At 67.7% G+C, this 25823-nt stretch carries 25 protein-coding genes and 1 pseudogene; 12 read left to right on the top strand and 14 right to left on the bottom strand.

Annotated elements, in window-relative coordinates; translation table 11 throughout:
* Nucleotides 1-40: 40 nt before the first annotated feature.
* From OG225_RS34825 to OG225_RS34840, 4 genes are all read right to left on the bottom strand, one after another.
* On the bottom strand, nt 41-589 hold the full coding sequence (locus tag OG225_RS34825; RefSeq protein WP_405179017.1) for a ferritin: 549 nt from the start codon (nt 587-589) through the stop codon (nt 41-43).
* A gap of 71 nt (nt 590-660) precedes the next feature.
* Nucleotides 661-1200: a ferritin gene (locus tag OG225_RS34830; protein ID WP_405179018.1), complete on the bottom strand. Its 540-nt coding sequence runs from the start codon at nt 1198-1200 to the stop codon at nt 661-663.
* Between the two features lie 9 nt (nt 1201-1209).
* A complete protein-coding gene (locus OG225_RS34835; RefSeq protein ID WP_405179019.1) occupies nt 1210-2601 on the bottom strand; it encodes an LCP family protein in 1392 nt (463 codons plus the stop codon).
* A gap of 133 nt (nt 2602-2734) precedes the next feature.
* Nucleotides 2735-3526 (bottom strand): CPBP family intramembrane glutamic endopeptidase, encoded by a 792-nt coding sequence (locus OG225_RS34840; protein WP_405179020.1) that lies wholly within the window; start codon nt 3524-3526, stop codon nt 2735-2737.
* 259 nt (nt 3527-3785) lie between these two features.
* Between OG225_RS34840 and OG225_RS34845 the strand changes: the two genes are divergently transcribed.
* Nucleotides 3786-3914 carry a hypothetical protein gene (locus OG225_RS34845; RefSeq protein WP_405179021.1) on the top strand — a complete coding sequence of 43 codons (129 nt, stop codon included), beginning with the start codon at nt 3786-3788 and terminating at the stop codon, nt 3912-3914.
* A gap of 274 nt (nt 3915-4188) precedes the next feature.
* Here OG225_RS34845 and OG225_RS34850 read toward each other — a convergent pair whose 3' ends face one another.
* The gene (locus OG225_RS34850; RefSeq protein ID WP_216917237.1) at nt 4189-4950 is read right to left on the bottom strand and encodes a DUF2470 domain-containing protein; all 762 of its coding nucleotides are present in this window, start codon (nt 4948-4950) and stop codon (nt 4189-4191) included.
* A 184-nt stretch (nt 4951-5134) separates the two neighbouring features.
* On the opposite strand from OG225_RS34850, the gene OG225_RS34855 reads away from it, so the two are divergent.
* From OG225_RS34855 to OG225_RS34865, 3 genes are all read left to right on the top strand, one after another.
* On the top strand, nt 5135-5578 hold the full coding sequence (locus tag OG225_RS34855) for a hypothetical protein (protein WP_405179022.1): 444 nt from the start codon (nt 5135-5137) through the stop codon (nt 5576-5578).
* 61 nt (nt 5579-5639) lie between these two features.
* Nucleotides 5640-6557: a prephenate dehydratase gene (pheA, locus tag OG225_RS34860; RefSeq protein ID WP_405179023.1), complete on the top strand. Its 918-nt coding sequence runs from the start codon at nt 5640-5642 to the stop codon at nt 6555-6557.
* A complete protein-coding gene (locus OG225_RS34865; protein WP_405179024.1) occupies nt 6554-7216 on the top strand; it encodes a histidine phosphatase family protein in 663 nt (220 codons plus the stop codon). Before pheA ends, OG225_RS34865 begins: the two co-directional genes overlap by 4 nt.
* A 3-nt stretch (nt 7217-7219) precedes the next feature.
* On the opposite strand, the gene OG225_RS34870 is transcribed toward OG225_RS34865, so the two are convergent.
* From OG225_RS34870 to OG225_RS34895, 6 genes are all read right to left on the bottom strand, one after another.
* On the bottom strand, nt 7220-8053 hold the full coding sequence (locus tag OG225_RS34870) for an ESX secretion-associated protein EspG (RefSeq protein WP_405179025.1): 834 nt from the start codon (nt 8051-8053) through the stop codon (nt 7220-7222).
* The gene (locus OG225_RS34875; RefSeq protein WP_405179026.1) at nt 8050-9201 is read right to left on the bottom strand and encodes a PPE domain-containing protein; all 1152 of its coding nucleotides are present in this window, start codon (nt 9199-9201) and stop codon (nt 8050-8052) included. The genes OG225_RS34870 and OG225_RS34875 overlap by 4 nt, the downstream gene beginning before the upstream one ends.
* Before the next feature lie 75 nt (nt 9202-9276).
* Nucleotides 9277-9600: a PE domain-containing protein gene (locus tag OG225_RS34880; protein ID WP_405179027.1), complete on the bottom strand. Its 324-nt coding sequence runs from the start codon at nt 9598-9600 to the stop codon at nt 9277-9279.
* A gap of 224 nt (nt 9601-9824) precedes the next feature.
* The gene (locus OG225_RS34885) at nt 9825-10175 is read right to left on the bottom strand and encodes a metallopeptidase family protein (RefSeq protein ID WP_216917232.1); all 351 of its coding nucleotides are present in this window, start codon (nt 10173-10175) and stop codon (nt 9825-9827) included.
* A gap of 2 nt (nt 10176-10177) precedes the next feature.
* Nucleotides 10178-11305 carry a septum formation family protein gene (locus OG225_RS34890; RefSeq protein WP_254190778.1) on the bottom strand — a complete coding sequence of 376 codons (1128 nt, stop codon included), beginning with the start codon at nt 11303-11305 and terminating at the stop codon, nt 10178-10180.
* Nucleotides 11306-11381: 76 nt separating this feature from the next.
* Complete coding sequence (locus OG225_RS34895) at nt 11382-13082, bottom strand: aldehyde dehydrogenase family protein (protein WP_405179028.1); 1701 nt, start codon at nt 13080-13082, stop codon at nt 11382-11384.
* A 92-nt stretch (nt 13083-13174) separates the two neighbouring features.
* On the opposite strand from OG225_RS34895, the gene serS reads away from it, so the two are divergent.
* The 6 genes from serS to OG225_RS34925 all read left to right on the top strand — a co-directional run bounded on the left by serS (nt 13175) and on the right by OG225_RS34925 (nt 20443).
* A complete protein-coding gene (serS, locus tag OG225_RS34900) occupies nt 13175-14437 on the top strand; it encodes a serine--tRNA ligase (RefSeq protein ID WP_216917230.1) in 1263 nt (420 codons plus the stop codon).
* Nucleotides 14438-14523: 86 nt separating this feature from the next.
* Nucleotides 14524-16374: a bifunctional diguanylate cyclase/phosphodiesterase gene (locus tag OG225_RS34905; RefSeq protein WP_355089247.1), complete on the top strand. Its 1851-nt coding sequence runs from the start codon at nt 14524-14526 to the stop codon at nt 16372-16374.
* A gap of 78 nt (nt 16375-16452) precedes the next feature.
* A complete protein-coding gene (locus OG225_RS34910; RefSeq protein WP_405179029.1) occupies nt 16453-17787 on the top strand; it encodes an MFS transporter in 1335 nt (444 codons plus the stop codon).
* 43 nt (nt 17788-17830) lie between these two features.
* Nucleotides 17831-18799: a DMT family transporter gene (locus tag OG225_RS34915; RefSeq protein WP_405179030.1), complete on the top strand. Its 969-nt coding sequence runs from the start codon at nt 17831-17833 to the stop codon at nt 18797-18799.
* Nucleotides 18800-18873: 74 nt separating this feature from the next.
* Complete coding sequence (locus tag OG225_RS34920; protein ID WP_405179031.1) at nt 18874-19905, top strand: TlpA family protein disulfide reductase; 1032 nt, start codon at nt 18874-18876, stop codon at nt 19903-19905.
* 199 nt (nt 19906-20104) lie between these two features.
* A complete protein-coding gene (locus OG225_RS34925; protein WP_405179032.1) occupies nt 20105-20443 on the top strand; it encodes a calmodulin in 339 nt (112 codons plus the stop codon).
* Nucleotides 20444-20514: 71 nt separating this feature from the next.
* Here OG225_RS34925 and OG225_RS34930 read toward each other — a convergent pair whose 3' ends face one another.
* Complete coding sequence (locus OG225_RS34930) at nt 20515-22056, bottom strand: Rieske 2Fe-2S domain-containing protein (protein WP_405179033.1); 1542 nt, start codon at nt 22054-22056, stop codon at nt 20515-20517.
* An 81-nt stretch (nt 22057-22137) separates the two neighbouring features.
* The gene (locus OG225_RS34935) at nt 22138-22977 is read right to left on the bottom strand and encodes a hypothetical protein (protein ID WP_405179034.1); all 840 of its coding nucleotides are present in this window, start codon (nt 22975-22977) and stop codon (nt 22138-22140) included.
* Nucleotides 22978-23166: 189 nt separating this feature from the next.
* Here OG225_RS34935 and OG225_RS34940 point away from each other — a divergent pair, with 189 nt between their 5' ends.
* Complete coding sequence (locus OG225_RS34940) at nt 23167-23922, top strand: lysophospholipid acyltransferase family protein (RefSeq protein ID WP_405179035.1); 756 nt, start codon at nt 23167-23169, stop codon at nt 23920-23922.
* Nucleotides 23923-23987: 65 nt separating this feature from the next.
* Here OG225_RS34940 and OG225_RS34945 read toward each other — a convergent pair.
* Nucleotides 23988-24740 (bottom strand): annotated as a pseudogene (locus tag OG225_RS34945) (helix-turn-helix domain-containing protein); the annotation flags it as partial.
* Nucleotides 24741-24825: 85 nt separating this feature from the next.
* On the opposite strand from OG225_RS34945, the gene OG225_RS34950 reads away from it, so the two are divergent.
* Complete coding sequence (locus OG225_RS34950) at nt 24826-25698, top strand: NAD(P)H-binding protein (protein ID WP_405179036.1); 873 nt, start codon at nt 24826-24828, stop codon at nt 25696-25698.
* Nucleotides 25699-25823 lie beyond the last annotated feature (125 nt).

Below are 25823 nucleotides of genomic sequence, written 5' to 3' on the forward strand. Positions count from 1 at the left end.
TGGCGCGAGCCGCGGCTACCTTGTTTCGAGGAAAAGGAGATCAGATACTGCCGCCGGCAGTAGACGGGGCACCTGACGCATCGGCTGGTCCACTCATTTCGCGGCGGATGAAGTCCTCGAGATCGAACAGGTTCGACCCGGCACGTTCGGTGATGTTGAGCAGAGTGGTCATATTCGCGACCTCCTCGACCTGCTCCTTCAAGAACCATTGCATGAACTGTTCGCCGAGGTAGTCGCCCTCTTCGCGGGCCGTGCTCGCGAGCCGGACGATCTGATCGGTGACGTTCTTCTCCTGGGCCAGCGCCAAAGCGATCGCTTCGCGGACATTCTCGAACTGCGACTTCGCGGAGTCGACACCGGACAGCTCGACGCTGATATCCCGGTCGAGGAAGTACTGCACGATCATCAGGGCGTGATTGCGTTCTTCCACGGCCTGTTTGTAGAAGCGCTTGGCCAGCACCGGCAGATCCACATTGTCGAACCACACCGCCATGGCGATGTATTGATGTTCGGCATTGAATTCGTGCCGTATCTGGTCGTGCAGCAGACCATGGAATTTGCTCTGTGGTGATTCCGGATGGCTGGACATGACACAGAGATTATCGCTGGTCAGCGCGCGTGTCATCCAAGTACACCCTTATTGAGGCTAGTGTTGCCTAATTATTTTTCGGCCGCTCCCGCCATTTTCGGAGCCGTTCGGTCGTTCCGGTTGCGGAATGGCTCACGACGGAGGAAGTCCTCCACATCGAACAGATCGCCGTCGGCGCGGTCGATCACGGCCAGCAGTCGGGTCATACCGGCGACATTCTCCAATTGCTCCTTCAGGAACCATTGGGTGAACCCTTCGCCCAGGTAGTCGCCGGTTTCGCGGGCCGCGCGGGTGAGGTCGGTGATATCGGCCGTCGACGTTCGCTCCACCTCGAGCAGGAACGCGACCGCGGCGCGCGGCGAGTCGAAATCCTCCCGCACCGCGCCGATGCTGCCGACCCGGACGGTCACATCGCGGTCGAGCAGGTACTGGATCATGCGCAGCGCGTGTCCGCGATGTTCGTGGGACAGGTCATAGCATTGCGCGCCCAACCGGGGCAGCCGTCGGGAATCGAAGTAGACCGCGACGGCCAGATACTGCTGGGCCACGGTGAGACTCTGCCGTATCCGGTCGCGCAACAGGACGTCGAAGGACACATCGGTGTCGGCCATACCTCGACGCTACCGCGTCAGCAGCGCCTCCGGGACGGGTTGGTCCGTGGCGAGCGCGTCGAAGAACTGACTCGCCTTCGACTTGTCCCACACCACGACATTGCCGCTGTCGGTGTCCTCGAACCCGCCGATCGGCACCGTGGTCGCCACGGTGTTACCGCGCAGCGACCAGCCGAGCTTCCCGAGATTCCACAGGTGATCGCCCTCGTCCACCTTCAGTGAACCGACCGTATCGGTCGCCAGCGGCCACAGTTTGAACGGATTCGCCAGGGTGGCACCCGAAGTCGCCTTCTTCAGCAGGGCCGCCATGAACAACCGTTGATTGTTCATGCGGTCGATATCGGCGAGCGCGGTCGCGCGGCTGCGCACGAATCCGAGAGCGGTCGGGCCGTCGAGTTTCTGGCATCCGGGTTGCAGGTCGATACCCGCGAGCGGATCATCGATCGCCATCGGCACGCAGACGTCGATTCCGCCGAGCGAGTCGACGATCCCGGCGAATCCGGCGAATCCGATCTGCGCGTAGTGATCGACCCGCAGGCCGGTCGCGATCTCGACGGTCTGCACGAGCAGTTGCGGACCGCCGAATGCGAAGGCGGCGTTCAGTTTGTCCTTGCCGTGGCCCGGAATGGAGACGTAGGAGTCACGCGGCAGGCTGATGAGCGTGGTGTCACCGGATTTCGGGATGTGCACCAGCATGATCGTGTCGGTGCGCTCGGGCCCGACCTCGCCGCCGGTGGCGAGTTCCTGCTCCTGTTCCGAGGAGAGCCCGCCGCGTCCGTCCGAACCGACGAGCAGCCAGTTGGTTCCGGGCGTGTCGCCGACCCGGTCCGCGTAGCCCGCGAGCGCGTCGATGCGGACGAGTTTGCCGTCGAGATGGAAGATCCCGCCGATTGCGGCGAGCACCAGCACCAGCAGGAATACCAGGAACCACCGGAACGGATGACGTTTGCGGCGTCGGCGCGGCGGCTGGGGCGCCCGGCCGTGTGCGCTCGGTGGTGGTCCCGACGGTGGCGGTTGGTCGTTGCGACGGGACTGCGGTCGCTGGGGTGGCGGCGCGTTCCGGCCGCGCGGCGCTGGTTCGTTGAACGGCTCGGGCCGCTGGGTCGGCGCGTGGGTCTGCCGGTTCGGGCGCGGGGGAGGCGCGGTGCGCCGGATGATCGGTTCGGCGGGCGGCTGGGAGTACGCAAGCGGCTGTTCCACGGCGTCGCGGTGCAGCCGTTTGGTCGGCTCGATATGCGGCGCCGGTCCGCGGCCCTGCTGCGGGGGCGGTGGCCGGTGCGGCTGCTGCGGGGGACGCTGTCGCGGGGGCTGTGGGCGCTGCGCCGGGTCGCCGCCGCGTGCCGGTGGTGGCGGCGGAACCCCGCGTCTGCGGTCCTTGAACTGGGGGTCGTCGCCGTTCATCGTTCCGACTCTACTGATCGTGGATCGCTGGGTGGTGGTGTCGTGAGCGGCGCTTCATCCGCCTCCGAGCACTCGTCGGCGGCCGGATTCGGTACACACGTTCTCTCGATAATCCCGGATTCGACCGCTGCCGTTACGGCAACCAGGAAACGTGACCTCGTAGCAACGTATAGCCGATATAGGCCACCGCATCGATGGTCGCATGCGCGAGCACCAGCGGCCACAGTCGGTTGGTGCGCTGCCAGAATCTCCCGAAGATCAAGCCCATCACCAGATTTCCGAGCCCGCCGCCGACGCCCTGGTATAGGTGGTAGCTGCCACGTAGCACCGCCGAGGCGAACAGCGAGGAATTCTCCGACCAGCCGAGCCTTCGTAGTCGCGTGATCAGATACGCCACCACGAGAACTTCCTCGGCCACCGAATTCGCGCAGGCGGAAAGGATCAGCGCCGGTAGTCGCCACCAGTGGTCGCCGAGCGAACTGGGGACGATCGTCACACTCACCCCCATGCTGTGCGCTATCAGATACAGCGCGAGCCCCGGCACCCCGATCACCGCCGCGAGCGCCAGCCCCGGCAGCACATCCCGCCGCACCCCGATCCTGGCCAGCCCGATCAGGCGCGGCCCGATCCCACTGCGCCACAGCAGATACAGCCCGAGGGCCGCCCAGCCGGTCAGCCGCAACACCCCGAGCAGTTGGAACAGTAGATCGATCAACGACGCCGTGGACCGCGAGGCGTTGAGCGCGACAGTCCGCCCCCCGACCCCTTCCGGCGAGAGCGCACTGTCGATCAACGACAGCGCCGCGTTCAGCCCACTCAGCCCGAAGGTGATGGACAACACAATCGCGATCTCGACCTTGATCGCGAACCGTTCCCGATCCGTCGACACGGATTCGGCCCATTCGCCCTTCGACTCAGCGCTCACCCGACCGAATCTATTGCCCCCACCACCCATCGGGCGTCACCCCGGGCGCGCGCCGCCCCCCGTACCGTGCCGCCGCCTCGCCCCCCGCCGACTCCAGCGACTGTTCCGCGCGCACTTCAGCCCCGTTCGGCCGCACTCACCAAAGGCTTCCACGACCGTGTCACGTCGAACTGTTCGAAGTCCCCCACGTAGTGGCGACCTCCTCCAGTCGAGCCCCACCCCGCCGAGTCAGAGCAGATACTCGCTCGAGCGATTTCGGATGGATCACTGGCTGGCCGACAAACCGCCGTGGCTTCCCTTCGCCGTCGGACTCGGCGCCCTGGCCCACATCCCCGGCGACTGCCTCACCGACAAAGGGTGCAGGCTCTTCTGTTCACCCTGCCCGTAGCGGGCCTCTGGCAGCGGTTCTCGACCCTATTTCCTGTTCGAACTGCCCACAGCCCCGTATGACCTCACACGGACGACTTCCCGCACACCCCCGGTTCTTGCTCCGTCGAACCGTTCCCCACCCACCCACCTCACCCCACCCGGCGCGAGCCTTACGAGCGCCCCGGTTCGCGGCCGTCTCGCGTCCGAGCGGTCGAAGCGCATGCGACGCAGTCGCGAGTCTCGACCGCTCGGACGCGAGACGAAAAGGGCCGCGAACCCCGCGGCCCCGGCCGCTAAAATCTCCGCAGTCCGTTGAGGAAGGGGCAGCCCGCCAGTGTGCGGACGGCGCGGCTCAGTGCCTCGATATCGTCGGCGGGGGCGCTGAACGGGAGGCGGAAATCGTGGTCGCCGTCGTGGCCTTCGACGCGGAGTGTGATGCCGTAGCGGTCGATGGCGAGCGGGTAGACGGCTCCGGTCTGTAGTTTCGGCGGCAGGTGGCGGGCGAGTTGGGTGACGAGGTCGCCGTGGTCGGATTCCATGTGTTGCAGCCATGCCGATTCGACCGTGCAGAACGGGTCGGGTTGGGCCAGTCGCAGTTGGTCGACGCAGACCGATTCGGCGCCGGTGGCGTCGGCCATGACGGCGGAGCCGATCACCAGCCGTAGCAGTGTCGCGGTGTGTCCGACGTCGAGTAGCGCCGGGTCGGGGTGGTCCTTGGCGACTTCTGAGGCCAGTGCCCGTTGCGCGGGGACCGGTACGGCGCGGACCACGCCGCGTAGCCAGACCAGCGCGCGGACGGGTTCGCGCAGTGGCAGTGGGGCGTGGTCGGTGAGTTCGAGGACGGCGGCCGCGCCGCCGGGGCTGGAGTTGCCGATCAGTACGGCCGCGGTGGATCCGGATGGGACGGCGATCACGACGTCGCCGCACTGGCGCAGGTAGTGCACGGAGGTCGGTGTGGGGTCGATGCCGGGTAGTGCCAGCACCGCCTGCTCGGCGTGGGCGCACGCGTTGCGCACTCGCTCGGCAGTGGTCGGTGTGACGGTCTGGTTCGGCATGCGGACCTCCGAATGATGGACGTTCGAGAACGGCGAAGAAAAATTAGGTAAACCTAAGCTAAGTCACCGGGTGGGGTTCCGCAAGCGCTCGCGCCGAACGGATTTCGGAAGTTCCCCCGGTGTGGGTCACGGACGGGCGATGGAGGTGCCGTCGCGCCGTGCGCGGCAAGCTACCGTTGACCCCGTGGTGAACGGCGCGCAAACGGGTCACGGTCCCGAGGGTGAACCCGTGCTGATCTCGCTGACCGCGCCCGCGCGGCGCAGTCTGGTGCGGGGTCTGGTGTGCGACACCGGTTCCGGTGCGCTGCCCGGAGTTCCGCGTCTGTCGGCGGATCGTCCCGACACCGAGATCGCGGATTTCCTCGCGGGCATCGTCCATACCGACACCGGGTTCGTGGCACACACGAATTCCGGCGAACGCGCCTTGGCCATCGTCGCGGCGACCGTGGCCGCGCTGTGCGGCGAGGACATCCGCCTCGCCATGGCCCGTCCCGACATCGCGTTCCTGACCGCGTTGAAACCACCCGCCGTCGAGGCGCTGCGCGGGGTTCTGCTCGCTATCGAGACCGAGAAGACCGAGGCCGCCGAGGCGGTGATCGCGGCCCTGACCGTGCTGGAGATCGGCTGATCGGGATTTCCTGGCATCCACTCGCCACGCGCCCACCCGTCGCGCCAGTAATCTCGTAGTTGTGCCCCGAATCGCGTACTTCGGACCGTCAGGAACGTTCACCGAGATGGCGCTCGCCCAGTTCGAATCGGCGGGTGTCTTCGACGCGCCCGTGGAACGGGTGACCGCGCCGAGTCAGGGCGGTGCGCTCGACCTGATCCGATCCGGAAGCGTCGAGGGTGCGGTGGTCCCGATCGAGAGTTCGGTGGAAGGTTCCATCTCGGCGACGCTGGATTCGCTGGCGATCGGGCCGCGATTGCAGATCGTCGCCGAGACAGAACTCGAGGTCAGTTTCACCATCCTGGCCGGGACCGGCACCACGCTCGCCGATGTGCGGCTGCTGGCCGCGTATCCGGTCGCGGGCGCGCAGGTTCGCGACTGGGTTTCCCTGCACCTGCCGGACACGCAGATCTTCACCGCGGCGTCCAACGCGGCCGCTGCCGAGGATGTGGTCGCCGGACGCGCCGACGCGGCCGTGTCTACCGCCCTGGCGGGTGAACGGCTCGGTCTCACGGCCCTGGCCTCCGGTGTCGCCGATCACGAGCAGGCGATCACGCGTTTCGTCCTGGTCACCCGCCCGAGGGTGGCGCCCGCAGCGACCGGCGCCGACCGGACCTCGATCGTGCTCGAACTCACCAACGAGCCGGGTTCGCTCATGCGCGCGTTCGCCGAATTCGCCACCAGGGGGATCGACCTGACCAGAATCGAATCCCGTCCGACCCGCACGGGGATGGGAACCTATCGCTTCTACCTGGACTGTGTGGGACATATCGATGACACCGCGGTGGCCGAGGCGCTCAAGGCGCTGCACCGAACAGCGGGCAGGATCCGATACCTCGGTTCCTGGCCGGCGACCTCGGCCACCGGTACACCGCCGCCGTCGGACGAAGCCGGCGCGGAATGGCTGATCCAATTGCGAAAGGGGGTGGCGGATCTGTGAACGGCAAGTTGATTCTGGTCCGGCACGGCGAAACCGAGGGAAATGTCGCCAAGATTCTCGACACCAGGGTGCCCGGGCTCCCGTTGACCGAACGTGGTGCGGCACAGGCGAAGACCTTCGGTTCGTCGCTGCTCGCGCCGCCGGTTGCCCTGTTCTCCTCGGCGGCGCTGCGCGCCAGACAAACCGCGGGCTATATCGAAGCCACCACCGGCGTGGCGGCCTCGGTCCTCGACGGGGTGTACGAAGTGCAGGTCGGCGATATGGAGGGCAGCGGTGACGTGGAGGCGCACGAGATCTTCCAGCGGATCTACCGGTCCTGGCACGACGGTGATCTGGCGCAGCGCGCTCCCGGCGGCGAGTCCGGTCACGAGGTGCTCGCGCGGTTCCTGCCCGTGATCGAGAACGTGCGCGCGGAGTACCTCGCGGGTGCGGACGTGGGTGACGTCGTGCTCGTCACCCACGGCGCGGCAATGCGATTGGTTGCCCGCAGTATCGCGGGTGTCACCCCCCCGTTCACCACGAACAACCATCTGGACAACACCGAGACCATCGAACTGTCCCCCCGGGTCGACGGTGGCTGGGAATGCCTGCGGTGGGGCCGATTCGTCCCACCGTTCACCTTCGAAGTGGCACCGGCCCCCGACGACCCGATGGGCTGACGTTCAGACGGATTTGGCCTTGTCGGTCGGGAAATCCGCCCGCTCGGGCAGGGAGTCGATCAGATCGAGCAGGGCTTGGCGCAGACGGGCGTTCGTGCCGCTGCTGATCGACGACCATTTCGTGCCGTCGTCGGCGACGCTGGCGGTGATGATGAACCGTCCGCCCCTGGTGTTGAAGACGGCGATGTGATTGTCTGCGATATCGCGGGTGCCGTCGCCGTACACCACGCCGGAGATCTGCACGTGCGAACGGATCTCGACCAGTGCCGAGGCGAGAACCTGTGCGTCACGCGCGGGGTTGCCGACCTTCGCGAGCCGGTTCGCGGTGGCCGCGCTGTCCCCGGTGTCCTCGAAAATCGGTGCGAGCAGATCGGTTCGAGCGTTCATCCCGGTCAGTTCGAGTGGTTCGGCGGCACCGAGGGCCGCGATCATCGGGCCGGGCAGATCTTCCTGGACCTCGTCGATGGCATACGAATCGGGCCCGCGAAGGGCGACGACAACCAGGTCGTCGCCCTTCGCGAGACACATCCGACTCACCTGTCCCTCGACGACGAGCCGCAGCGCCAGCACCCAGTGGGGGCGGTTGAGCGTCCGTAGGCGGTCTTCGAGTTCCTGATGTACCGCACCGTCGATCAGTAATTCCCGATCGACGAGCGACTGGGCGGCCGCTTTCATCGCCACGTCGTGGTCGTTCTGGTTGTCGTATCGACCCACCGCCTGGAGCACGACGGGCATCTCGTCGGTCTGCAATTCCTCCATGAGGAACTGCATCTCGTCGAGTGACAACAGGACGCCACCGAGCATCGATGGGCCGCGGCCCTCACCCAGAATCGTCACTGAGCCGTCCCGGAGGCGCCGATCACGCCGTCCGCCACGGAGCGGCCGTCGTTGAACAGGTCGTCGTCGAGGTAATCGGCGGACTTGTGTTCGTTCTCCTCGTCGCGCTCGCTCCTGGCGTTGCCGAGCAGCGGGCTACCCGACGAGGTGGCCGAACGCACCGGTGTCGCGTCGCCGCGGGTGACGGTCGTCTCGCCGATCGGGGCCGCCGCGGGCGTCGAGCCGATCGAGCCACCCGAACCCCAGCCCTCGGGCAGTTTGAGCGAACCGTTGTGCAGGTTGACCGACACCCCGGATCCCGCGGACCTGGTCGACGCCTCGCCGGACGGCGAGCCGAAGGAACCGAGTCCGCCGACCAAGGGCGCCGAAGGGGCCGGGCCGCCGGTGGACACGGCGTTGCCGACCGCGGAGATCGCGTGCGCGCCGAGATTTCCCACGGTGCCGACGCCGCCGCTGGCGACCGAGCCCGCGACATTGGCGACCTGGGTGGCCGCGTTGGCGAGAGCGGGGTTGTTGACGGCGGACAGGGCCGCGCCGACCGCGGCCTGCACCGGATCACTGCCGAAGGCGGAGTCGGGCGATTGCGCCGCGTCGGCGGTGCCCGCGCCGTTGGCGATCGGCGGCGGCGTGGAGAATTCGCCGGGCGTCGCGACCATCGCGCTGGTCTGGGCCTCGTAGACCTCCATCACCATCGCGGCGCGGAAATCCATCGCGTTCTTGGCTATTTCGGCCGCTTCGAACGTGCCCGACACCGCGCCCGCCGGATTCGCGGACGCGACGACGGCGCCGTTGGTCGCGACGATCTCCGGAAGGCTCGGCATGGCGATCGAGGCGACGGTGTACGCGGTGGCGTTGGCCGCCGCCTTCGCCCCCATGGCCGCGGCCATCATGCCCTGCTGCTCGGACCACCCGGTGAAGCCGACGAGCCGCGACAGCGCGGCGATACCGTTGACGCCCTGCATGCCGATGCCGAGTTCGGCCATGACGCGGGTCGTCGTCGCGGTCGCGTCGACCCATGCCGCGGTGAGCCCGCCCCACGCGGTGGCGGCGGCCGAGATCGGGATCGCGTGCGCGCCCGTGTTCAGGGCCGTGGAATTCCATTCGGCCATGCGGGGCAGCCAGAAAACCCCGGTCATTCCTGCGGTCATGTACTTGTCTCCCCTTGTGTTTGTGCTCGGCGGTTGTGGTCGTCGTGGTCACCGCGTGGACGGTGACCCACGGACCTACGCGCCGATCGTTCCGGCGATCCCGTTCATGACACCCGACTTGAGGGTGTCGTCGGCGACGTGCGTGGCCAACTGCATCCGCAGGGTCGCGGCCGCGTGGTGCAGTTCCAGCTGGGCGGCCGCGATGGCCGTGTCATGGGTGCCCGCGGCCCTGTTGAGGTGGTTCGCGGCGAGCCACGACACCTCCTCGGCACCGGAAGGGATGACATGTGTCGCCGGTGCGGTGAGCGCGGCGGCGACCCCCAGCCGCTCGGCCAGCAGATCGAGCTCGGCGGCGGCGGCGAGAACGACTTCGGGTGAGATGTTTACCAGGCCAACCATGACTCGACTCCTTCTAGTGGCGGCGATGGGGCGGAACCACGAGAATTCCCCCTTCGAGTGATAGGACGCGACAGCTACGCGATCGGTTCCATCGAATCCCCTTATTTCCTTGCGATCTTGCCCAGCCGCGGGCGAACTCGCAAGACCGGCCGCGCGTCGAGTGCGGTCGGCGGGTACCGCCGCGCCGGGCAAGGCTCAGGAAATCCGCTCACGACGGTCGCGGATCAGCCCCAACCCAGCTGGTGCAGGCGCTCCTCGGGAATGCCGAAATAGTGTGCGATCTCGTGGATCACGGTGATCGCGACCTCTTCGACCACCTGATTCTCGTCGTCGCAGATCTCCAGGATCGCGTCGCGGTAGATGGTCACCGTGTCGGGAAGCGCTCCGCCGTAATGACTGTCGCGTTCGGTCAGCGCGATCCCGTGGTACAGCCCGAGCAGATGCGGGTCGTCCGGATCGCGCGGTTCCACAAGAACGACCACGTTGTCGATGGCCCTGGTCAACTCCGGCGGGATCAGATCGAGCGCGTCGCCGACCAGTTCCTCGAACCGGTTCTCGGACATGGAAACCGGCATGTCTACCTGGGTTGCGGTTGTGGCGGCAACGGCGCGGCCCCCGGCAGCGGCGTGGGTGTGGAGCGTCCGGAATTCGGCGGCGGCACCGGCGCCTGACCGTTGATCAGGATCTCGCCCCTGGCCGAACCGATGATCGGCGCGAAACCCTCACGGTCGGTGCCCTTACCGATCATGCAGTCCAGTTTGCGGCTGCCCGCCAGCCAGCTGCGCGCGTCCAGATAATCGAAGAACAGCGTCAACGTCTTGTTGCGGACCGCGTCCGGCGAACCGAGATAGTCGGTCACCGCCCTCGTGCACTCCTCTTCGACGAAACGATCCTGCTCTTCCTTGACGGGCGGGCCGCCGGGGAAGCGGGCCGCCAGGTCGACGGTGGAGATGATCTCGACCGCGTGCGCCTGGGCGCAGTCGACCGGATCGGTCGGCAGATTCTGGTTGATGCCCAGGCAGGTGCCCGGCTCGAACACCTTGGACTGATCGTGGTCGGCCGCGCTGCCCGACGCGGCGAGCGGGGTGCCGGAGCTGCCCGAGTACTGCACACCGCAGCGCAGCGTGCGGTCCCCGTGCTTCCAGCCGTCCGGGCTCGGGTACATCAGGCCGACGACGTACTTCCCGCGCGGGTCGAAACGACCGCCCATGTACTGCTGGACCGAGGGGACGCAGTGCTCCTCTTTCAGCTCGGTCAGCCGCAGCGAATCCGGGAACCGGGAGCCGGGGCCGAATTCCACACCCGGGTACTTGCTCATATCGATATCGGCGGCCACCTCGAACAGGTGCTTGTTCGAGCAGGCGACCTTGACCAGATCGGAACGATCCGGCTTGGACCAGCTCAGGCAGTCGCCCCGTGCCGCCGTGCCGAATTCCTTGTCGAGCACCGATTGGACGGGCGCGCCAGGATTGTGCGCCTCCAGCCCCTTCTCGTTGTCGAATCCGGTGACGAAGAGCCCGACCAGGGACGCGAGCACCGCGCCCACGGCGACGGCGAGCAGCACCCAGCGCAGCTTCGACGCCGACAGGTGTCTGACCGACTGGCGGTCGATGATCAGTGACTGCGGGAACGACTCGCCACGCGGCGAGTCGCCCGAAGACGGCACGGGCATCTGCGGATCCTGGGGCTCATCGTCGGAGGACATCGCGGTCCATCATGGCAGTGTCTGTGCCCCGGTGCCACGACCTGGTGTGATCCGGCCCGTCGCCCGGTATGCCCCGTCACCCACGGAACGCGGACAGGAACAGGCCGGGCAGTCGGACGGGTTCGGATCCCGCGTAGAACTCGGTCAGTTTGCGCCCGGTCTGCGCGGCGGTGGTGTTGGTGACGAACCACGGCGGTTTGGGCGAGAGCGCGAGCTCGCCCGAGAACAGTGAGCGCGGAGCGGGCCGGAAGGGGCCGCGCACGACGGTACGTTCCACGTCATCGAGCAGGAAGGCGTTGTGTACGACACCGATTCCGCTCTGCACGTCATCGATGGTGTGGCCGGGGAAGGCGCCCCACGCCGCGCGCGGGGTCAGGAAGGCGAGTCCGGTCCACGCGTTCACCGCGATGGTGCCGTAGCGCAGCCGCTCGAGCGCTCGGTCGAAGGCGATGCCGAGTCTGGCGATCGTGGTGGGTTCGGCGATGATGTTCGCCCCGAGCGTGCCGGTCAGCTCGGTATTCGCGAAATCGACCGCGCGGGCGAGGAAATCGCCGCCCGAATACGGCAGTTCGACGACACCGAGCACGGGGGCGAAGTATTCGGTGCGCAGCAGCGGGGTTCCGGTGCGCGGCAGATCCGAGACGAGCACCCGACCCTGCCCGAGCCGTTCGGCTCCCGGATACGCGGCGAGCGCGTCGGCGACCCGGCCGTCGCTGCCCGGATAGTACGCGGCGCGCTGGGGCGCCAGTTCGAGCGCGGTACGCAGTTCGTCGAGGAACCTGCGCTTCTGCGGCCAGTCCCGCGCGATCACGACGGTCTGTGTCGCGACGCAGTTGTAGCCGTTGTTGTGCAGGCGTTGGGTGGCGACGTGTTCGGCCTGGAAGCGCAGATCGGCCTCGGACCAGTCCCCGGGTAGCACGATGGTCGGGGAGACGCCGCCGAGTTCGCTCGTGATGGGCGTGCGCAGCAGCGGCTCACCGCTCTTCCTGCGCTTCTCGCCGTCGGCGCCGCGACCCCACACGATCGCGTCGTGGGTCTGCGCGCTGCCGGTCATGTGGACGTGCGCGATAGCGGGGTGACCGACCAGGTAGCCGCCCGCTTCCGCGCCGCCGAGCAGGATGCGCAGCACGCCGAGTTCGAGCAGCGGCGCGAAGATCATCTCGAACACCGTGAACAGCGGGTCGGTGACCGGATTCAGTTTGAGCGCGACCACCCGGTTGCGCGCGAACAGTTCGTACAGCGCGTCCAGCGGCGGAATCGAGGTGATGTTGCCCGCGCCGAGCACCGCACCGATCCCGCCGGTCGCTGTGGGATCGAGCTGGGCGAGTCCGGCTTTGCGGCGAGCGGTGTCGGCGTCGACCCCCGGTCGCAGCCAGACCTCGCCGCGGAAGCCGCTGAGTAGTAACCGGTCGTAGAAGTCGAGCGGCAGGATCGGCACGGCGACCCGATCGCCCGGCGCGCTGCCGAGGGATATGCCGTCGATCGGACTGCGGCCCTTGTCGAGCGCGGACACGGTCGCGGAGAGGGCGGCGGTGGCCTGCAACATCGCGAGCGGACCCGACATCCACTCCTCGCCGACCAGGGGCGATCCCGCGTCAAGGCCTTTGATGGTCCTGGCCGCGCGCACCCAGTCCTCGGCGAAACGGGCCGTCCGCCGATGGATCAGGTCGAGCAGTTCACCGCGCTTGCCGAGCGAGGTCTGCGCCCACGCTTTCTCGCCCGCCGCGAGATCCGCCACGGCGTCGTCGATGGTGGTTTCGTCGAAAGTCGTGCCCACAGGCCCACTATGCGCGCTCCGCGCGGTCGGCGCCCCGGTACCACCGATATCGGCGTGAAACCGCGATACCGCGCCCACTAGGCTGATCACCCATGATCGACCTCCGACTCCTGCGGGAAGACCCCGAAGCGGTCCGCGCCTCGCAGCGCGCCCGCGGTGAAGACCCGGCCCTCGTCGACGCCCTGCTCGAGGCCGACGCGTCGCGCCGTGCGGCCGTGGCCGCGGCGGACAATCTGCGTGCCGAGCACAAGTCCATGGGCAAGCTGGTCGGCAAGGCGTCCAAGGAGGAACGTCCGGCCCTGCTCACACGGGCGCAGGAGATGTCGGTCAAGGTCAAGGAGGCCGAAGTCGCCCAGAGCGCGGCGGACGCCGACCTGGACGCCGCGCACCGCGCCATCTCCAACGTGGTGCAGGACGGCGCGCCCGCCGGCGGCGAGGACGATTACATCGTCCTGGAAACCGTCGGTACGCCAAGGGATTTCGATTTCGAACCCAAGGACCACCTGGAACTGGGCGAGTCGCTGGGTGTCATCGATATGGAACGCGGCGCGAAGGTGTCGGGCTCGCGGTTCTACTTCCTCACCGGATACGGTGCCCTGCTCCAGCTCGGCCTGCTGCAACTGGCCGCGCAGCGCGCGGTCGCCAACGGTTTCACGATGATGATCCCGCCGGTTCTCGTGCGGCCCGAGATCATGGCGGGCACCGGATTCCTCGGACAGCATTCGGCCGAGGTCTACCACCTCGCCGACGACGATCTCTACCTCGTCGGCACCTCGGAGGTGCCGTTGGCGGGCTACCACTCGGGCGAGATCCTCGATCTGAGCGGCGGCCCCGAGCGGTACGCGGGCTGGTCGTCGTGTTTCCGGCGCGAGGCGGGCAGCTACGGCAAGGACACCAGGGGCATCATCCGGGTGCACCAGTTCGACAAGGTCGAGATGTTCGTCTACACCACACCCGACCAGGCCGACGCCGAACATCAGCGACTGCTCGGCTGGGAGCGTGAGATGCTCGCGGCCGTCGAGGTGCCTTATCGCATCATCGACGTCGCGGCGGGCGATCTCGGCAGTTCGGCGGCCCGCAAGTTCGACTGCGAGGGTTGGGTTCCCACCCAGCGGACCTACCGCGAGCTCACCTCCACCTCGAACTGCACGACCTTCCAGGCCCGCCGCCTGGCCGTCCGATACCGGGACGAGAACGGAAAACCGCAGATCGCAGCCACTTTGAACGGTACGTTGGCGACCACGCGCTGGATCGTCGCGATCCTGGAGAACCACCAGCAGGCCGACGGTTCGGTGCGGGTGCCCGCGGCGCTGGTGCCGTTCGTCGGCACCGAGGTGCTGACGCCTCCCAGGTGACCGGGAGGTAAATAGCTGTCTGTTCGCCGTGTCGGATTACGGGGATGTGGCAACCGACGAGATGCGTTGTGTTTAGGCTGTTCCCCGTGCGAGGAATCGGGGCGCGCGGCGATACCCGAACCCGGGTGCGGGCGGCATCGGCGTTGGCGACGGCAATGGTCATGGCTCGGACCACCGGGGCGTTCTACGTCATGGGTGGTGTGCTCGGCCTGCTCATCACGGCCGTAGCCCCGGGAGACGAGGGTAATCGACCGCTGGTGGCGATAGCGGCAGCGGTAGCGCTGGTGCTGGGATCGACGCTGCTCGTATGGGGTCCGCGGATGCCGCACGGTATCCATCACGCCTACGTCGCCATCGCCACGGTGCTCATCACCGTGGCGATCCATTCGTTCCCGAATACCACCGGGGCGATCAGTCTCGCCGCCTTCTACGTCTTCGTGGCCTGTGACGCCGCGCTGTTCTTCCGCTGGTCGCAGGCGGCCGCGCATCTGGCGTTCGCGATGCTGCTCTGCCTGCTCGTCCTGCCGACCCGCGATCTGCCGTGGTGGTCGGGGCTGATTCCGGCCGGTGTCACCTTCGGCGTCGGCGTCGTGGTCGGCATCCTGACCAGGATGGCGTCGGAAGCCGATATCGACGTGCTCACCGGCCTGCTGAACCGGCGCGGATTCGACCGGGCGTTGAATTCCGCGATCGAACTCGCCACCCGTTCCGGGCAGGGCCTCGCGCTGGTCCTGGTCGACCTCGATCGCTTCCAGAAGATCAACGATCACCTCGGACATCGCGCGGGTGACGCGGTCCTGCAACGGGTCGCCGACACCTGGGCCAAACTGCTCACCCCCGATCAGCGACTTGCCCGCTACGGCGGTGACGCGTTCGCGCTGCTGTTGCCCAACACCACCGAACAGGCCGCGATCCTGCTCACCGAGCAGTTGCGCGCCGCGGTCACCACCGGTTGTTCGGCCGGTGTCACCTCCTGGCAGCCGGGTGAGTCCGGGTCGCTGCTGGTGAGCCGTGCCGATGTCGGGCTCTACCGGGCCAAGCAGGCCGGACGCAACCGCACCGTGCTCGAATCCTCCCGGCAGCTGCCGCTCGCGGTGGAACTGCGCGAGGCCATCGACACCGGCGCGCTCGACGTGCACTACCAGCCGATTGTCAGCCTGACCGAAGGCGGCGGCAAGGCGGTCGGCGTGGAGGCGTTGCTGCGCTGGTCGTCGAGCGCGCAGCCGGACGTCACCACCGAGGGGCTCATCCGCGTCGCCGAGGAATACGACCTGATCTCGGATCTGGACGAACTCGTGCTGCGCCGCGCCTGCGCCGACGCCGCGCGACTACAGGACACGTTCGCCCAGCTCGATCTGACCCTCAACGTGAACGTCAGCGGGCTGGAACTGGCCGAATCCGGGTACGCGGACCGCGTCGCGGGCATTCTCGCCAGTACCGGCTGGCCCGCCGATCAACTCGTCCTCGAGGTCACCGAAAGCGAGCTTGCCGCCGAATCCCAGACGGCCATCGCGAATCTGCACACCCTGCGCGACCGTGGGGTGCGGATCGCGATCGACGATTTCGGCACCGGATATTCCTCGCTCAGCAGGCTGGCCACGTTGCCGAGTGACATTCTCAAGGTCGATCAGTCCTTCGTCGCCGCGATCCGCTCCGATTCGCCCGCGCCGCCACTGCTCGGTGTCATCGCCGCGTTGAGCAAGTCGCTGGATCTCCAGGTGATCGCGGAGGGCGTCGAGACCGAATACCAGGCGGCAGTGCTGACCGAACTCGGTTTCGCACTCGCGCAGGGATACCACTACAGCGATTCCCATCCGGTGTCGGCGCTGATCAGCGACCTGAACGAAGGTCAGGGCCGGGTCGGTCCCGGCGCCTCGGACCGAGAACTCGACGACGATTCGCGCCACGCCGCCAACGGCTGGCTTCCGCTCGGATAATCGCTTGACGTCGTCCGCGCGGCAGCCCAAGCTCGGTACATGCGTCTGCTCTTCTACGGCTGTTGATCCGCCGATGCCTTGACGGCCCTGCTGAAGGGTCGAAGCCACGGCGTACGTGGCCTCGCCGTGCGCGCGATCCTCTTCCGGGGTTCGCGTGACCTCATACCGCTCTACGCGCTCTACGCGCTGCTGTTCGCCGACCACGGGCTGAGCACGGCGCAGATCTCGCTGCTGCTGGCGATGTGGTCGCTGACGGCCTTCGTCCTCGAGGTGCCGTCGGGCGCGTGGGCCGACACGGTGTCGCGCCGCGCCATGCTGATACTCGCCGCGCTGTTGATGTGCACCGGATTCACGGTGTGGACCGTCGCACCGGGTTTCCTCGGGTTCGCGGTGGGTTTCGTGGTCTGGGGTATCGCGGGCGCGCTGGAGTCCGGCACTTTCGAGGCGCTTGTCTACGACGAGTTGACCGCCGCGGGCGCGTCGTCGGCTTATCCCCGAATCATGGGATACGCCAGGGCCGCTCAGGAATCGGCCGTGGTGCTCGCCATCCTCGCCGCGGCCCCGCTGTACGCCTGGGGTGGTTATCCGCTGGTCGGCTGGGCGAGCGTCGCGGTGGCCGGGCTGCACTGCCTGACCGCCCTGACCCTGCCGAGCGCGCCCAAGGCGGTGTCGGCGGCCGATGTCGAAGCATTCGACGACGACGCGCCACCCGTCCCTTCGCTGCCCGGCGGGGTCGTGGCGGCGGGTGCTCCCGGCATCGGTGGTCGCGAGCCCCGGGTCTTCACGCGGTATCGGTCGATGCTGAGCGCCGGAATCGGCGAATCGATGCGGGTACGCCACGTCCGCAACGGCGTCCTGCTCGGCGCGCTGATCTACGGTGTGACCGCCTACGACGAGTATTTCGCCCTGCTCGCGCAGACGGCGGGTGTGTCGACGGCGATCGTGCCGCTGTTCGTGGGCGTCACGGTGGCGGGTTCGCTCACCGGTTCACTGCTGGCCGGACGGACCGAGGCGATGTCGGGCCGGACCATGGCGATCGCGCTGGTGATCGGCGGTGTCTTGTTCATCGGCGGCGCGCTGGCCGCCGGACTCGCGGCGCGGCATCCCGCTGTGGTCTATCCGCTGGCGGGCGCGGGTTTCGTCGCCATCGGCATCGCCTACGGAATCGTCTTCAACGCCGAAGTGGTCGCCGAGGCCCGATTGCAGGATGCCATCGAAGGTCCGGCCCGAGCCACCGTCACCTCCGTATCCGGCTTGCTCTCGGAGGTGGTGGCCCTGGCCGTCTTCGGTTTCGTCGCGCTGGCCACCCTGTGGCTGTCCCTGTCGACGACGGTCGCCCTGCTCGGCGTCGTCATGCTGGTCATCGCACTGGTCACCCCCGCCTGGCTCCCGCGTCGCGGCGGGCGCCGATAGCCGGGGCGAAAGCCCCGGCCCGGTGACCCGGTACCGTGCGTTGGTGGATGCGCGGCGCACATCGGGTTTGGTCTGCGGTTTCTGCATCGGCGCCGGAGTCGCGGTGCAGGGGCGGATCAACGGGGCGCTCGGGGCCCGCCTGCACGATGGAATCGCCGCCGCCACCATCAGTTTCGGGTCGGGACTGCTGGTTCTGCTCGTCGCCTTCGCGCTGAGTGGACGGTTGCGCGCGGCGATGGGCCGGGTGCGCGGCGCGCTCGCCGCGGGGACGCTGCGCCCGTGGCAGTTGCTCGGCGGGCTGTGCGGCGCGCTGTTCGTCGCCTGTCAGGGACTGACGGTGGCCGCGATCGGCGTCACCGCGTTCACCGTCGCCGCTGTCGCGGGACAGTTGCTGAGCAGTCTGGTGGTGGATCGCCTCGGAATCGGTCCGAGTGGACGAACGCCCGTCACCGCGCTCCGCCTGGTCGGCGCGGCCGTCGCGATCGGTGCGGTGCTGATCGCGGGCGCGGGACGTTCGCACGGGACCTCGGGGGCACTCGCCCTGCCGGACTCCCTGCGCGGACTGCCCGTCGGCCTGCTGATCGCGCTGCCCGCGCTCGCGGGTGTCGGCTTGGCCTGGCAGCAGGCGGTCAACGGCCGTGTCGGCGCGGTCGGCGGTCCGTTCGCCGCGACACTCACCAATTTCGCCGTCGGGATAGTGGCTCTCCTCGCACTGGAGTCCGTACTGCTGACGACCTCGGGTCGCGGTGTCGATCCGCCGACCGAACCGTGGCTCTATCTGGGCGGGCTGATCGGCGTCGCCTTCATCGCCCTCGCGGCGTTGGTCGTGCGCTGGGTCGGGGTGCTGCTGCTCGGCCTCACCTCCGTCGCCGGACAACTCGCCGCCGCGCTCGTGCTCGACCTGCTCACCCCGACCTCGGCGGGCATCTCGGTGCCGACGGCGCTCGGCTGCGCCCTGACCCTCGTCGCGGTCGTGATCGCGGGCGGCCGCCGTGCGCCCGCCGCTGCCTGAGCGACGCGCGCCGGGGACTCCCGTTCTCCCGGAATAGCGGTTCACGCGGCCTGCGGTATGTAAGGGTGCGGCTCATGCTGATCGAATACGGGGTGTGGGCTTCGCGGCTGTTGGTCGGTGTGGTCTTCGGACTCTCGGCATGGGGAAAGGCGGTGGATCGGGTCGGAACACGCACGGCGGTTACCGATTTCGGCGTGCCGATACGGTGGGCGCCCGCGGTGGCGGTGGCGCTGCCCATCGTGGAAGCGTCGGTGGCGGTCGCGGTGCTGCCGCCGTGGACGGCGGTCGCCGCGTCGGTGGCGGCGCTACTGCTGCTCGTGGTGTTCACGGGCGCGGTGGCACGTCTGCTGCGCGCCGGTGAGCATCCGTCCTGTTCGTGTTTCGGGGCGTTGAGTCCGACGCCGATCGGCCGGATGACGCTCGTGCGCAACGGGGTTCTGACCGCGCTGGTGCTGTTGGTCGTGGTCGGTTCCATCGCGCGGCCCTGGGTGCCCGCCGGACTGCCCGCGCAGGACGTGGTCGGACTCGCGATTCTCGCGGTGCTCGCCGCGGTGCTGACGTGGTTGGTCGGCGCGGTCGCGGGCCTGCGCAGGCGTCTGGATCAGCAGGCGCTGTCGACGCTCGGGGCGGAAGGTCTTCCCGTCGGCGCCGTCGCCCCGGAATTCGAACTGCTCGATCCGGCGGGCGAGCGGACGAGCCTGGAATCGCTGCTGGCGCGGCGCGCGCATATCCTGCTCGTCTTCGTGCATCCGGGCTGCGAGATGTGCGCGGCCCTGGCGCGGGAGCTGCCGCGCTGGCAGGCGCGCGCACGTGACGCGCTGTCGATCGTGGTGCTCGGCAACGGCGATGCCGCCGAGCAGGCGGCCTGGGGTGTGGAGCAGGGGCTCGGTGAGATACCGGCGCTGGTTCAGCAGGGAAACGAGGTCGCGCTCCGGTACCGGGTCCGCGGTACACCGTCGGGCGTCCTGATCGACGTCGAGGGAAGGGTCGCCGCGCCCGTTGCGCGTGGTGCTATCGCGGTACGTGAATTGATCTCGTCGGTCAAACCGTCGCGGCGGTCGCGAATTGTCGAGCGCAACGGAAGTCACGCGCGCACTCTCGGCTGATCGGCATTCGCATCGCCGGTTGTCTCGGTCGAAACCAACCATTTTTCCAATTATGTTGTAGGGCAGCAATTTCCATGCGGAAATCATCGCCGGATGCCCCGGCTGCCCTTATGCTCGTCTGGCATCGATGCTCGTTCCATGACCACCGAATGATCGACACCGAATGATCTACCCACCGAATCTTCGAACAGGGGAATTCATGGCGGACTTCGCATTCACCGACTACTCGGGCAAAGAATTCATCATCCGGCTCAACAACGAGCAACGTATCTCCGAAGCGCGCCGCATCCTGTCCGGCGAGGAAACCATGTCGATCCACGTCATGGGCCGTCTGCGCAAGCAGATGGTGGACTACAACCCGGGCTGGAACTTCCACCTCGACCCGGACACGATCACCTTCTTCACCATGGCGATCGAAGTCTGCGACTCGAGCATCACCTACGTCGAAGACCACCTCGATGAGGCTTGCGGCCCGTTCCTGCCCGGATGCTTCTGGTGTCCGTGGTCGTCGCGCCTGACCAGGGAGATCGCCGCATGATTCGCGAGATCACCGCCTGATTCGCATGTGGAGAACTCCTTCGGCCAGGGCCCGGCCGAAGGAGGGCGGATCTACGGTACGAGTTTGCGCGAGCGGAGTTCGTTGCCCTTGGAGGATTTGCAGCGACCCGATTCCAGATCCCACTGCCAGCCGTGCAGATTACAGGTGAGGGTATTTCCCTCGATCACACCGAATTTGGACAGGTCCGCCTTCAGATGCGGGCACCGGCGCTGGATCTCCCAGCCCGCCAATTCGGTCGACGCGGAATCGTCGTGTGCCTCGGAGAACCAGCCGTCGGCGTAGGCGATCCGCTCGTCGGTGAGGCATTTGAAGAAGGTGTAGAGGAATTCGTTGTAGCCGCCGACACGCCACGCCTGGAAGCGGGTCGACAGGAATACGGTATTCACCCAGTCGGGTTCGTTGTTGTGCAGGACGGTGCGCACCAGTTCGGGCGCGATCCGGAAACCGTAGCGGTACTTGCCCTCACCCTCGATCGGCGCGCGCACCACCCGCGCGGGGAAGTCGAGGACGACGGTCTCCGCTCCGATGACCAGGCCGACCGGGTAGCCGATGCCGTCGCAGATGAGATCCGACTGCGCCATGATCGGCTCGAACAGTTCGCGCAGCGGTTCCAGCAGCGAGCCGTCGCCGGTGATCCACGCCGCCTTCTCCGCCTCGAGGACCGGAGCCAGACGGTGCGCCATCTTCTCGATGTACTCGGCCTTGTTGTCGTAGATCAGGCCGGGGTCGAACGGGTGGGTGAGTTCGAGTTCGGCGCCACGGACGTCGGCGACCGAACCCGGAATCATCATGATTCCGCCCTCGTTGCCGTGAATGCGCATCTGCTCCAGGAATACCGCCTGGTCGGGGAAGATGTTGCCCTCGTCGCCGCGATCGTCGTTGAGGTAGCGCAATTCGTCGTCGAGGAAAACCGGGGGACCGGCCGACGGCACCACCCAGGTCGCCCCGACCTGCTCGATATAACTGCGCGACCGATCCATTCCGCGCTGACGCTTCTGCTTGCCGAAATTGGATTTCGTCCTGGCCGGGATGTCGTAGACCATCGGATACCAGATGGCGCCGGAGTACTGCAGCAGGTGGATGTCGATATGGCCGAACGCGTCGTGCAGGCCGTCCATATCCACCGGGCGCGCGTCGTTCATGTTGAAACAGGTGGTCTCGCCGTCGGACACGACGATTCCGGAGTCACCGATCGGTCCGTCGGCGGGCGCGCGCAGCGCGATGATCATGATGTCGATATCGCCGCCCGGTCCGGTGACGGTGTGTTTGACCGAATTATCGGTCTCGAAGAACCGGTGGAAGCCGAGCTTCTCCAATTCTCGCCGCAGGTCCGGCACGGGATAGTCCGGCAGCAGGACCGTCGCGTCCTTGTTGACGTGATCGACGAGATGTTTCGCGTCGAAATGATCGCGATGTAGGTGGGAGACATAGAGGAAATCGCAATCGCCCAGCTCGTCCCAGTCGAGCTGGGTGTTGTCGGGGAAGGGAAACCACGACCCGAAGTACGCGGGATTGACCCAGGGATCGCAGAGGATCGACCCGGCCGCGGTGCGGATGTGGAAGCCTGCGTGTCCGACGCTGGTGATCTGCACGAGCTGTTTTCCTCCTGACCGTTAACCAGCCATCAAGGGTAGTTCCCCGCGTGGAAACGCAGGTCGCCGCCTCCGGGCGGGCTACGGCGAGATATCTCCGATGCAGTAGCCGTCCGGACCCTGGGCCAAGGTGAACGTTCGGGTCTTGGTTGTTCCGGTCGAATCGGTGACCGGCACGTCGACGGTGATGTATTCGGCACCGAGTTGGTCGGAGCTGATTTCCTGACCGTCGAATTCGGTGACACCGGTGAGCCTACCCGGGTTGTTCGCCAGTGGCGCGCGGGTCGGCGACCCGGTGTCCTGCGGATCCCATGTCGCCGCGGCGGCCTTGCAGACCAGCGGGTAGTCACCCTCTTTGTCGGCCGCGTCGAGCGGTTCGCCCACGAATCGAGCGAGGTAACGGCGCACCGTATGCCTGGCATCGGCGTCGTTGTAGCGGATTTCGGTGCCCGCGGGAAACACCCGGGGACAGGCGTATCCGGTGTGGAGGAGATCGCGTTCGACGGTGACGGTGGTGGCGCGGCTCTTCCAGGTGACGGTGTCCGCGCTGACGGTCCCCGGCAGGGCGAGCGCGCTCAAGATCGTCTGTTTGCTCTGGTACATCCCGGCGACGTTGGCCGGAGCCATATTCCAGCATTTGGCCTGGAGTTCGGTGCTCGTGGCGGTCTCGAGGTCGGCGGCCCAGCGGCGCACGGCGACCGCGGCGTCGGGCAGTCCGGGCACCTCGCCGACCGGCGGGGCGTCCTCGGGCGGCGGCGGCAGCGCGACGGTGGTCGGGGCCTGCGTCGTCGGGACCGCGGCCGACGGGGTGCTGATCGCTTCGGTGCGCACCGGGGCCGGATCATCGACGGGGATACCGGAGACCGAATCACAGGCGGTCAGCACGAGCGCGGTCACCGCGACGCCGCCGATCACCGTCATCCGCGCGAGGACGGATAATCCGCCGGGGCCACATCGCGCGGTTCGGTCGTGCTCACGCGATAGCGGTCGGGCGCGTTCCACTTCGACGATCCTCTTTCGTTGAATACCGGGGTCGAAGACATTCCCGTTTCCGGTCCGTGGCGACGCCTCTGCCGGAGGGGGACGGTCTGCGACTACGCTAGCGGAATTGTGGAACCCGTATACCGCACGATCATCGGGCTGGCCCGGACCGTCTTCTTCGCCGAAGGCCTGAAGTTCACCGTTGTGGGTGATGAACATATCCCCGCCTCGGGTGGTGCCGTGCTCGCGGTCAACCACACCGGGTACATGGACTTCACCTACGCCGGTCTGCCGGTCCGCACCCCCAAGCGCTATATCCGTTTCATGGCCAAGAAGGAGGTGTTCGACAACTCCGTCTCCGGCCCGATCATGCGGGCGCTCAAGCATATTCCGGTCGACCGTGGCGCGGGCGCCGATTCCTACAAGGCCGCGGTGGATTACCTGCGTCGCGGCGAGTTGGTCGGGGTGTATCCGGAGGCGACGATCAGCCGCAGTTTCGAGATCAAGGAATTCAAGTCGGGTGCGGCCCGCATGGCGATCGAGGCCGACGTGCCGATCATCCCGATCGTGATCTGGGGCGCGCAGCGGGTGTGGACCAAGGGGTTCCCGAAGCGACTGGGCCGCACCAATACTCCGATCTCCATCGCGGTGGGCGCGCCGATCCCGCCCTACGAACCCGCCGCCGAACTCACCGCGCAATTGCGCGTCACCATGCAGGGGCTGCTCGCCGATCTCCAGAAGGACTACGCACACGAGCCGGGCGCCTACTGGGTGCCCGCCCGCCTCGGTGGTAGCGCGCCGACCCTGGAGGAGGCCGACGCCATGGACGCCGCCGAGGCCGCGGAACGGGCAGCGGCGAAGGCCGCCCGCGAGGAACGGGAGTAGGCGCCGCCCGGTCGCGGGGTGTTCGCACACATTGTCGGTGTGGGCAGATCGCCACGGAAGAATCCGGTCGGCGCCACCCCCATCAGCGCCTTGAAATCCGCCGCCATATGGGATTGGTCGTAGTAACCGCTGTCGGCGGCGATCTGCGCCAGCGGTGTGCCCGCGACCCGCGTGATGACATGGCGGACGCGTCCGATGCGGGCGAAGAGTTTGGGGGAGACCCCGATCTCGGCGGTGAACAGATTCCGTAGTTGACGTTCGCTGACCGACAACTCGGCGGCCGACGCGTGGACAGGTGTCGAACCGGACAGCGCCGCGGTCGCCGCGCGCAGCAGACCGCGTTTGGCGTCGACGGCACGGTTCTCGGAGATCCGTTTCGGCAGTTCGGCCGCGAGGAAGGCGAAGATCTCGTCTGCGTCCAGCCCGGCGAGGTCGTCGGCGAGTTCGGTCGCGACCCCCGGCAGTTCGCCGAGGCGGAAGATCCGGTCGGCCAACTCGACCGCGGGCACCCCGAGCAACTGTCCGACCGCGCCCGGCGCGATTCGCACCCGCGTGCAACTCGCGGGCCGGTCGGTGACCGAATAGCTCGCACGGGTCCGCGGACCGATGACCAGCGCCTCGCGACGACCGCCGGTCTCCGAGCGCAGCACGATCGTGGTCGCCGCCTGCGGAATGTGGGTGAACGAGCCGGAGAGATCGGTGCCTGCGGGGATGCGGGCCAGTTCGGTGAACCACGGTCGCAGCGATTCCGGCGCGGAGATCGCCTGTTCGACGAGGTCGTCGGCGAGTACCGGGGTCGGCGGCGCGAAGGTGGTCACCCGACCACTGTAGGCATGCGGTGACCTCGGTGTCCGTGCCGAAATTTCCTAGAGAACGCCGGAATCCGGGGCCAGGCTCGTCACCATGATTCTGGTTACCGGTGCCACGGGCACCATCGGCAGTGAGATCGTTCGGCAGGCCTCGGCCCGGGATATTCGGGTGCGTGCGGTGACACGCGACCCCGTGCGCGCGAACGTCCCGGCCGGGGTGGAGGTCGTCCGGGGTGACTACCACGATCGGGCCTCCATAGCGGCGGCCATGGCAGGCGCGGACGCGGTGTTCCTGGTCGGGGTACTCGGCCCGGACGACGCGCAGGTGGACAGGGACCTCGTTCACGCCGCCCGCGAGGCGGGAGTCGGCCGCGTGGTCAAACTGTCGGCCATCGGCACCGGCCAACCCGGCCTCGGCGATTTCAGCACCTGGCACCTGCCCGGTGAGAACGCGGCGCGCGAGAGCGGGCTCGAATGGACCGTGCTGCGCCCCTCGTCGTTCGCCTCCAACACCCTGAGCTGGGCCGACCCCATCCGCGCCGGTCAGTCGGTTCCCAACCTGACGGGTGTGGGCACCCAGGGCGTCATCGACCCGCGCGATATCGCGGCCGTCGCCATCGAGGCGCTGCGCTCCCCGGCCCACACCGGGCGGATCTACACGTTGACCGGGCCCGAACTGCTCGGTGCCGCCGATCAGGCGGCCGCGCTGGCCGAGGTTCTCGGTCGCCGGATCGAGGTCGTCGATATCGAGGAGTCGGACGCACGCGCGCATATGGTCGCGGCGGGGATGACGCCGGAATACGTGGAGGGGGCGCTGGCGGGACAGGCCTATGTCCGCGCCGGGGGTAACGCGGTACTCACCGAGGATGTGCGGCAGGTGCTCGGTCGGCCGCCGCGGCGATACGCGGAGTGGGCGACCGATCACGCGCACGCTTTCTCCGGTGCGGCGCAGCCCGTGCCCCGATAACCGGGGTCGTCATACGAAAGATGCCTTGACCGGAGAGTTCTGTCACAGGGACCGTCGTTCCGCATGACCGTTCGAGGGCGCGGCGGGTGTGCGCGGGGCCGCCCGCCGTGCCGCCGCGCGCCCGT

Source organism: Nocardia sp. NBC_01377 (genome assembly GCF_045040005.1).
Lineage (GTDB): Bacteria > Actinomycetota > Actinomycetes > Mycobacteriales > Mycobacteriaceae > Nocardia > Nocardia noduli.

Bases quoted from the DNA above. Each gene is read 5' to 3' on its own strand.
- OG225_RS34950 (WP_405179036.1), top strand. From the start codon at position 24,826: ATGATTCTGGTTACCGGTGCCACGGGCACCATCGGCAGTGAGATCGTT.
- OG225_RS34880 (WP_405179027.1), bottom strand. From the start codon at position 9,600: ATGGTTGGCCTGGTAAACATCTCACCCGAAGTCGTTCTCGCCGCCGCC.
- OG225_RS34885 (WP_216917232.1), bottom strand. From the start codon at position 10,175: ATGCCGGTTTCCATGTCCGAGAACCGGTTCGAGGAACTGGTCGGCGAC.
- OG225_RS34920 (WP_405179031.1), top strand. From the start codon at position 18,874: ATGCTGATCGAATACGGGGTGTGGGCTTCGCGGCTGTTGGTCGGTGTG.
- OG225_RS34830 (WP_405179018.1), bottom strand. From the start codon at position 1,200: ATGGCCGACACCGATGTGTCCTTCGACGTCCTGTTGCGCGACCGGATA.
- OG225_RS34875 (WP_405179026.1), bottom strand. From the start codon at position 9,201: ATGACCGCAGGAATGACCGGGGTTTTCTGGCTGCCCCGCATGGCCGAA.
- serS (WP_216917230.1), top strand. From the start codon at position 13,175: ATGATCGACCTCCGACTCCTGCGGGAAGACCCCGAAGCGGTCCGCGCC.
- OG225_RS34890 (WP_254190778.1), bottom strand. From the start codon at position 11,305: ATGTCCTCCGACGATGAGCCCCAGGATCCGCAGATGCCCGTGCCGTCT.
- OG225_RS34935 (WP_405179034.1), bottom strand. From the start codon at position 22,977: ATGACGGTGATCGGCGGCGTCGCGGTGACCGCGCTCGTGCTGACCGCC.
- OG225_RS34835 (WP_405179019.1), bottom strand. From the start codon at position 2,601: ATGAACGGCGACGACCCCCAGTTCAAGGACCGCAGACGCGGGGTTCCG.
- OG225_RS34845 (WP_405179021.1), top strand. From the start codon at position 3,786: ATGGATCACTGGCTGGCCGACAAACCGCCGTGGCTTCCCTTCGCCGTC.
- OG225_RS34825 (WP_405179017.1), bottom strand. From the start codon at position 589: ATGTCCAGCCATCCGGAATCACCACAGAGCAAATTCCATGGTCTGCTG.
- OG225_RS34925 (WP_405179032.1), top strand. From the start codon at position 20,105: ATGGCGGACTTCGCATTCACCGACTACTCGGGCAAAGAATTCATCATC.
- OG225_RS34850 (WP_216917237.1), bottom strand. From the start codon at position 4,950: ATGCCGAACCAGACCGTCACACCGACCACTGCCGAGCGAGTGCGCAAC.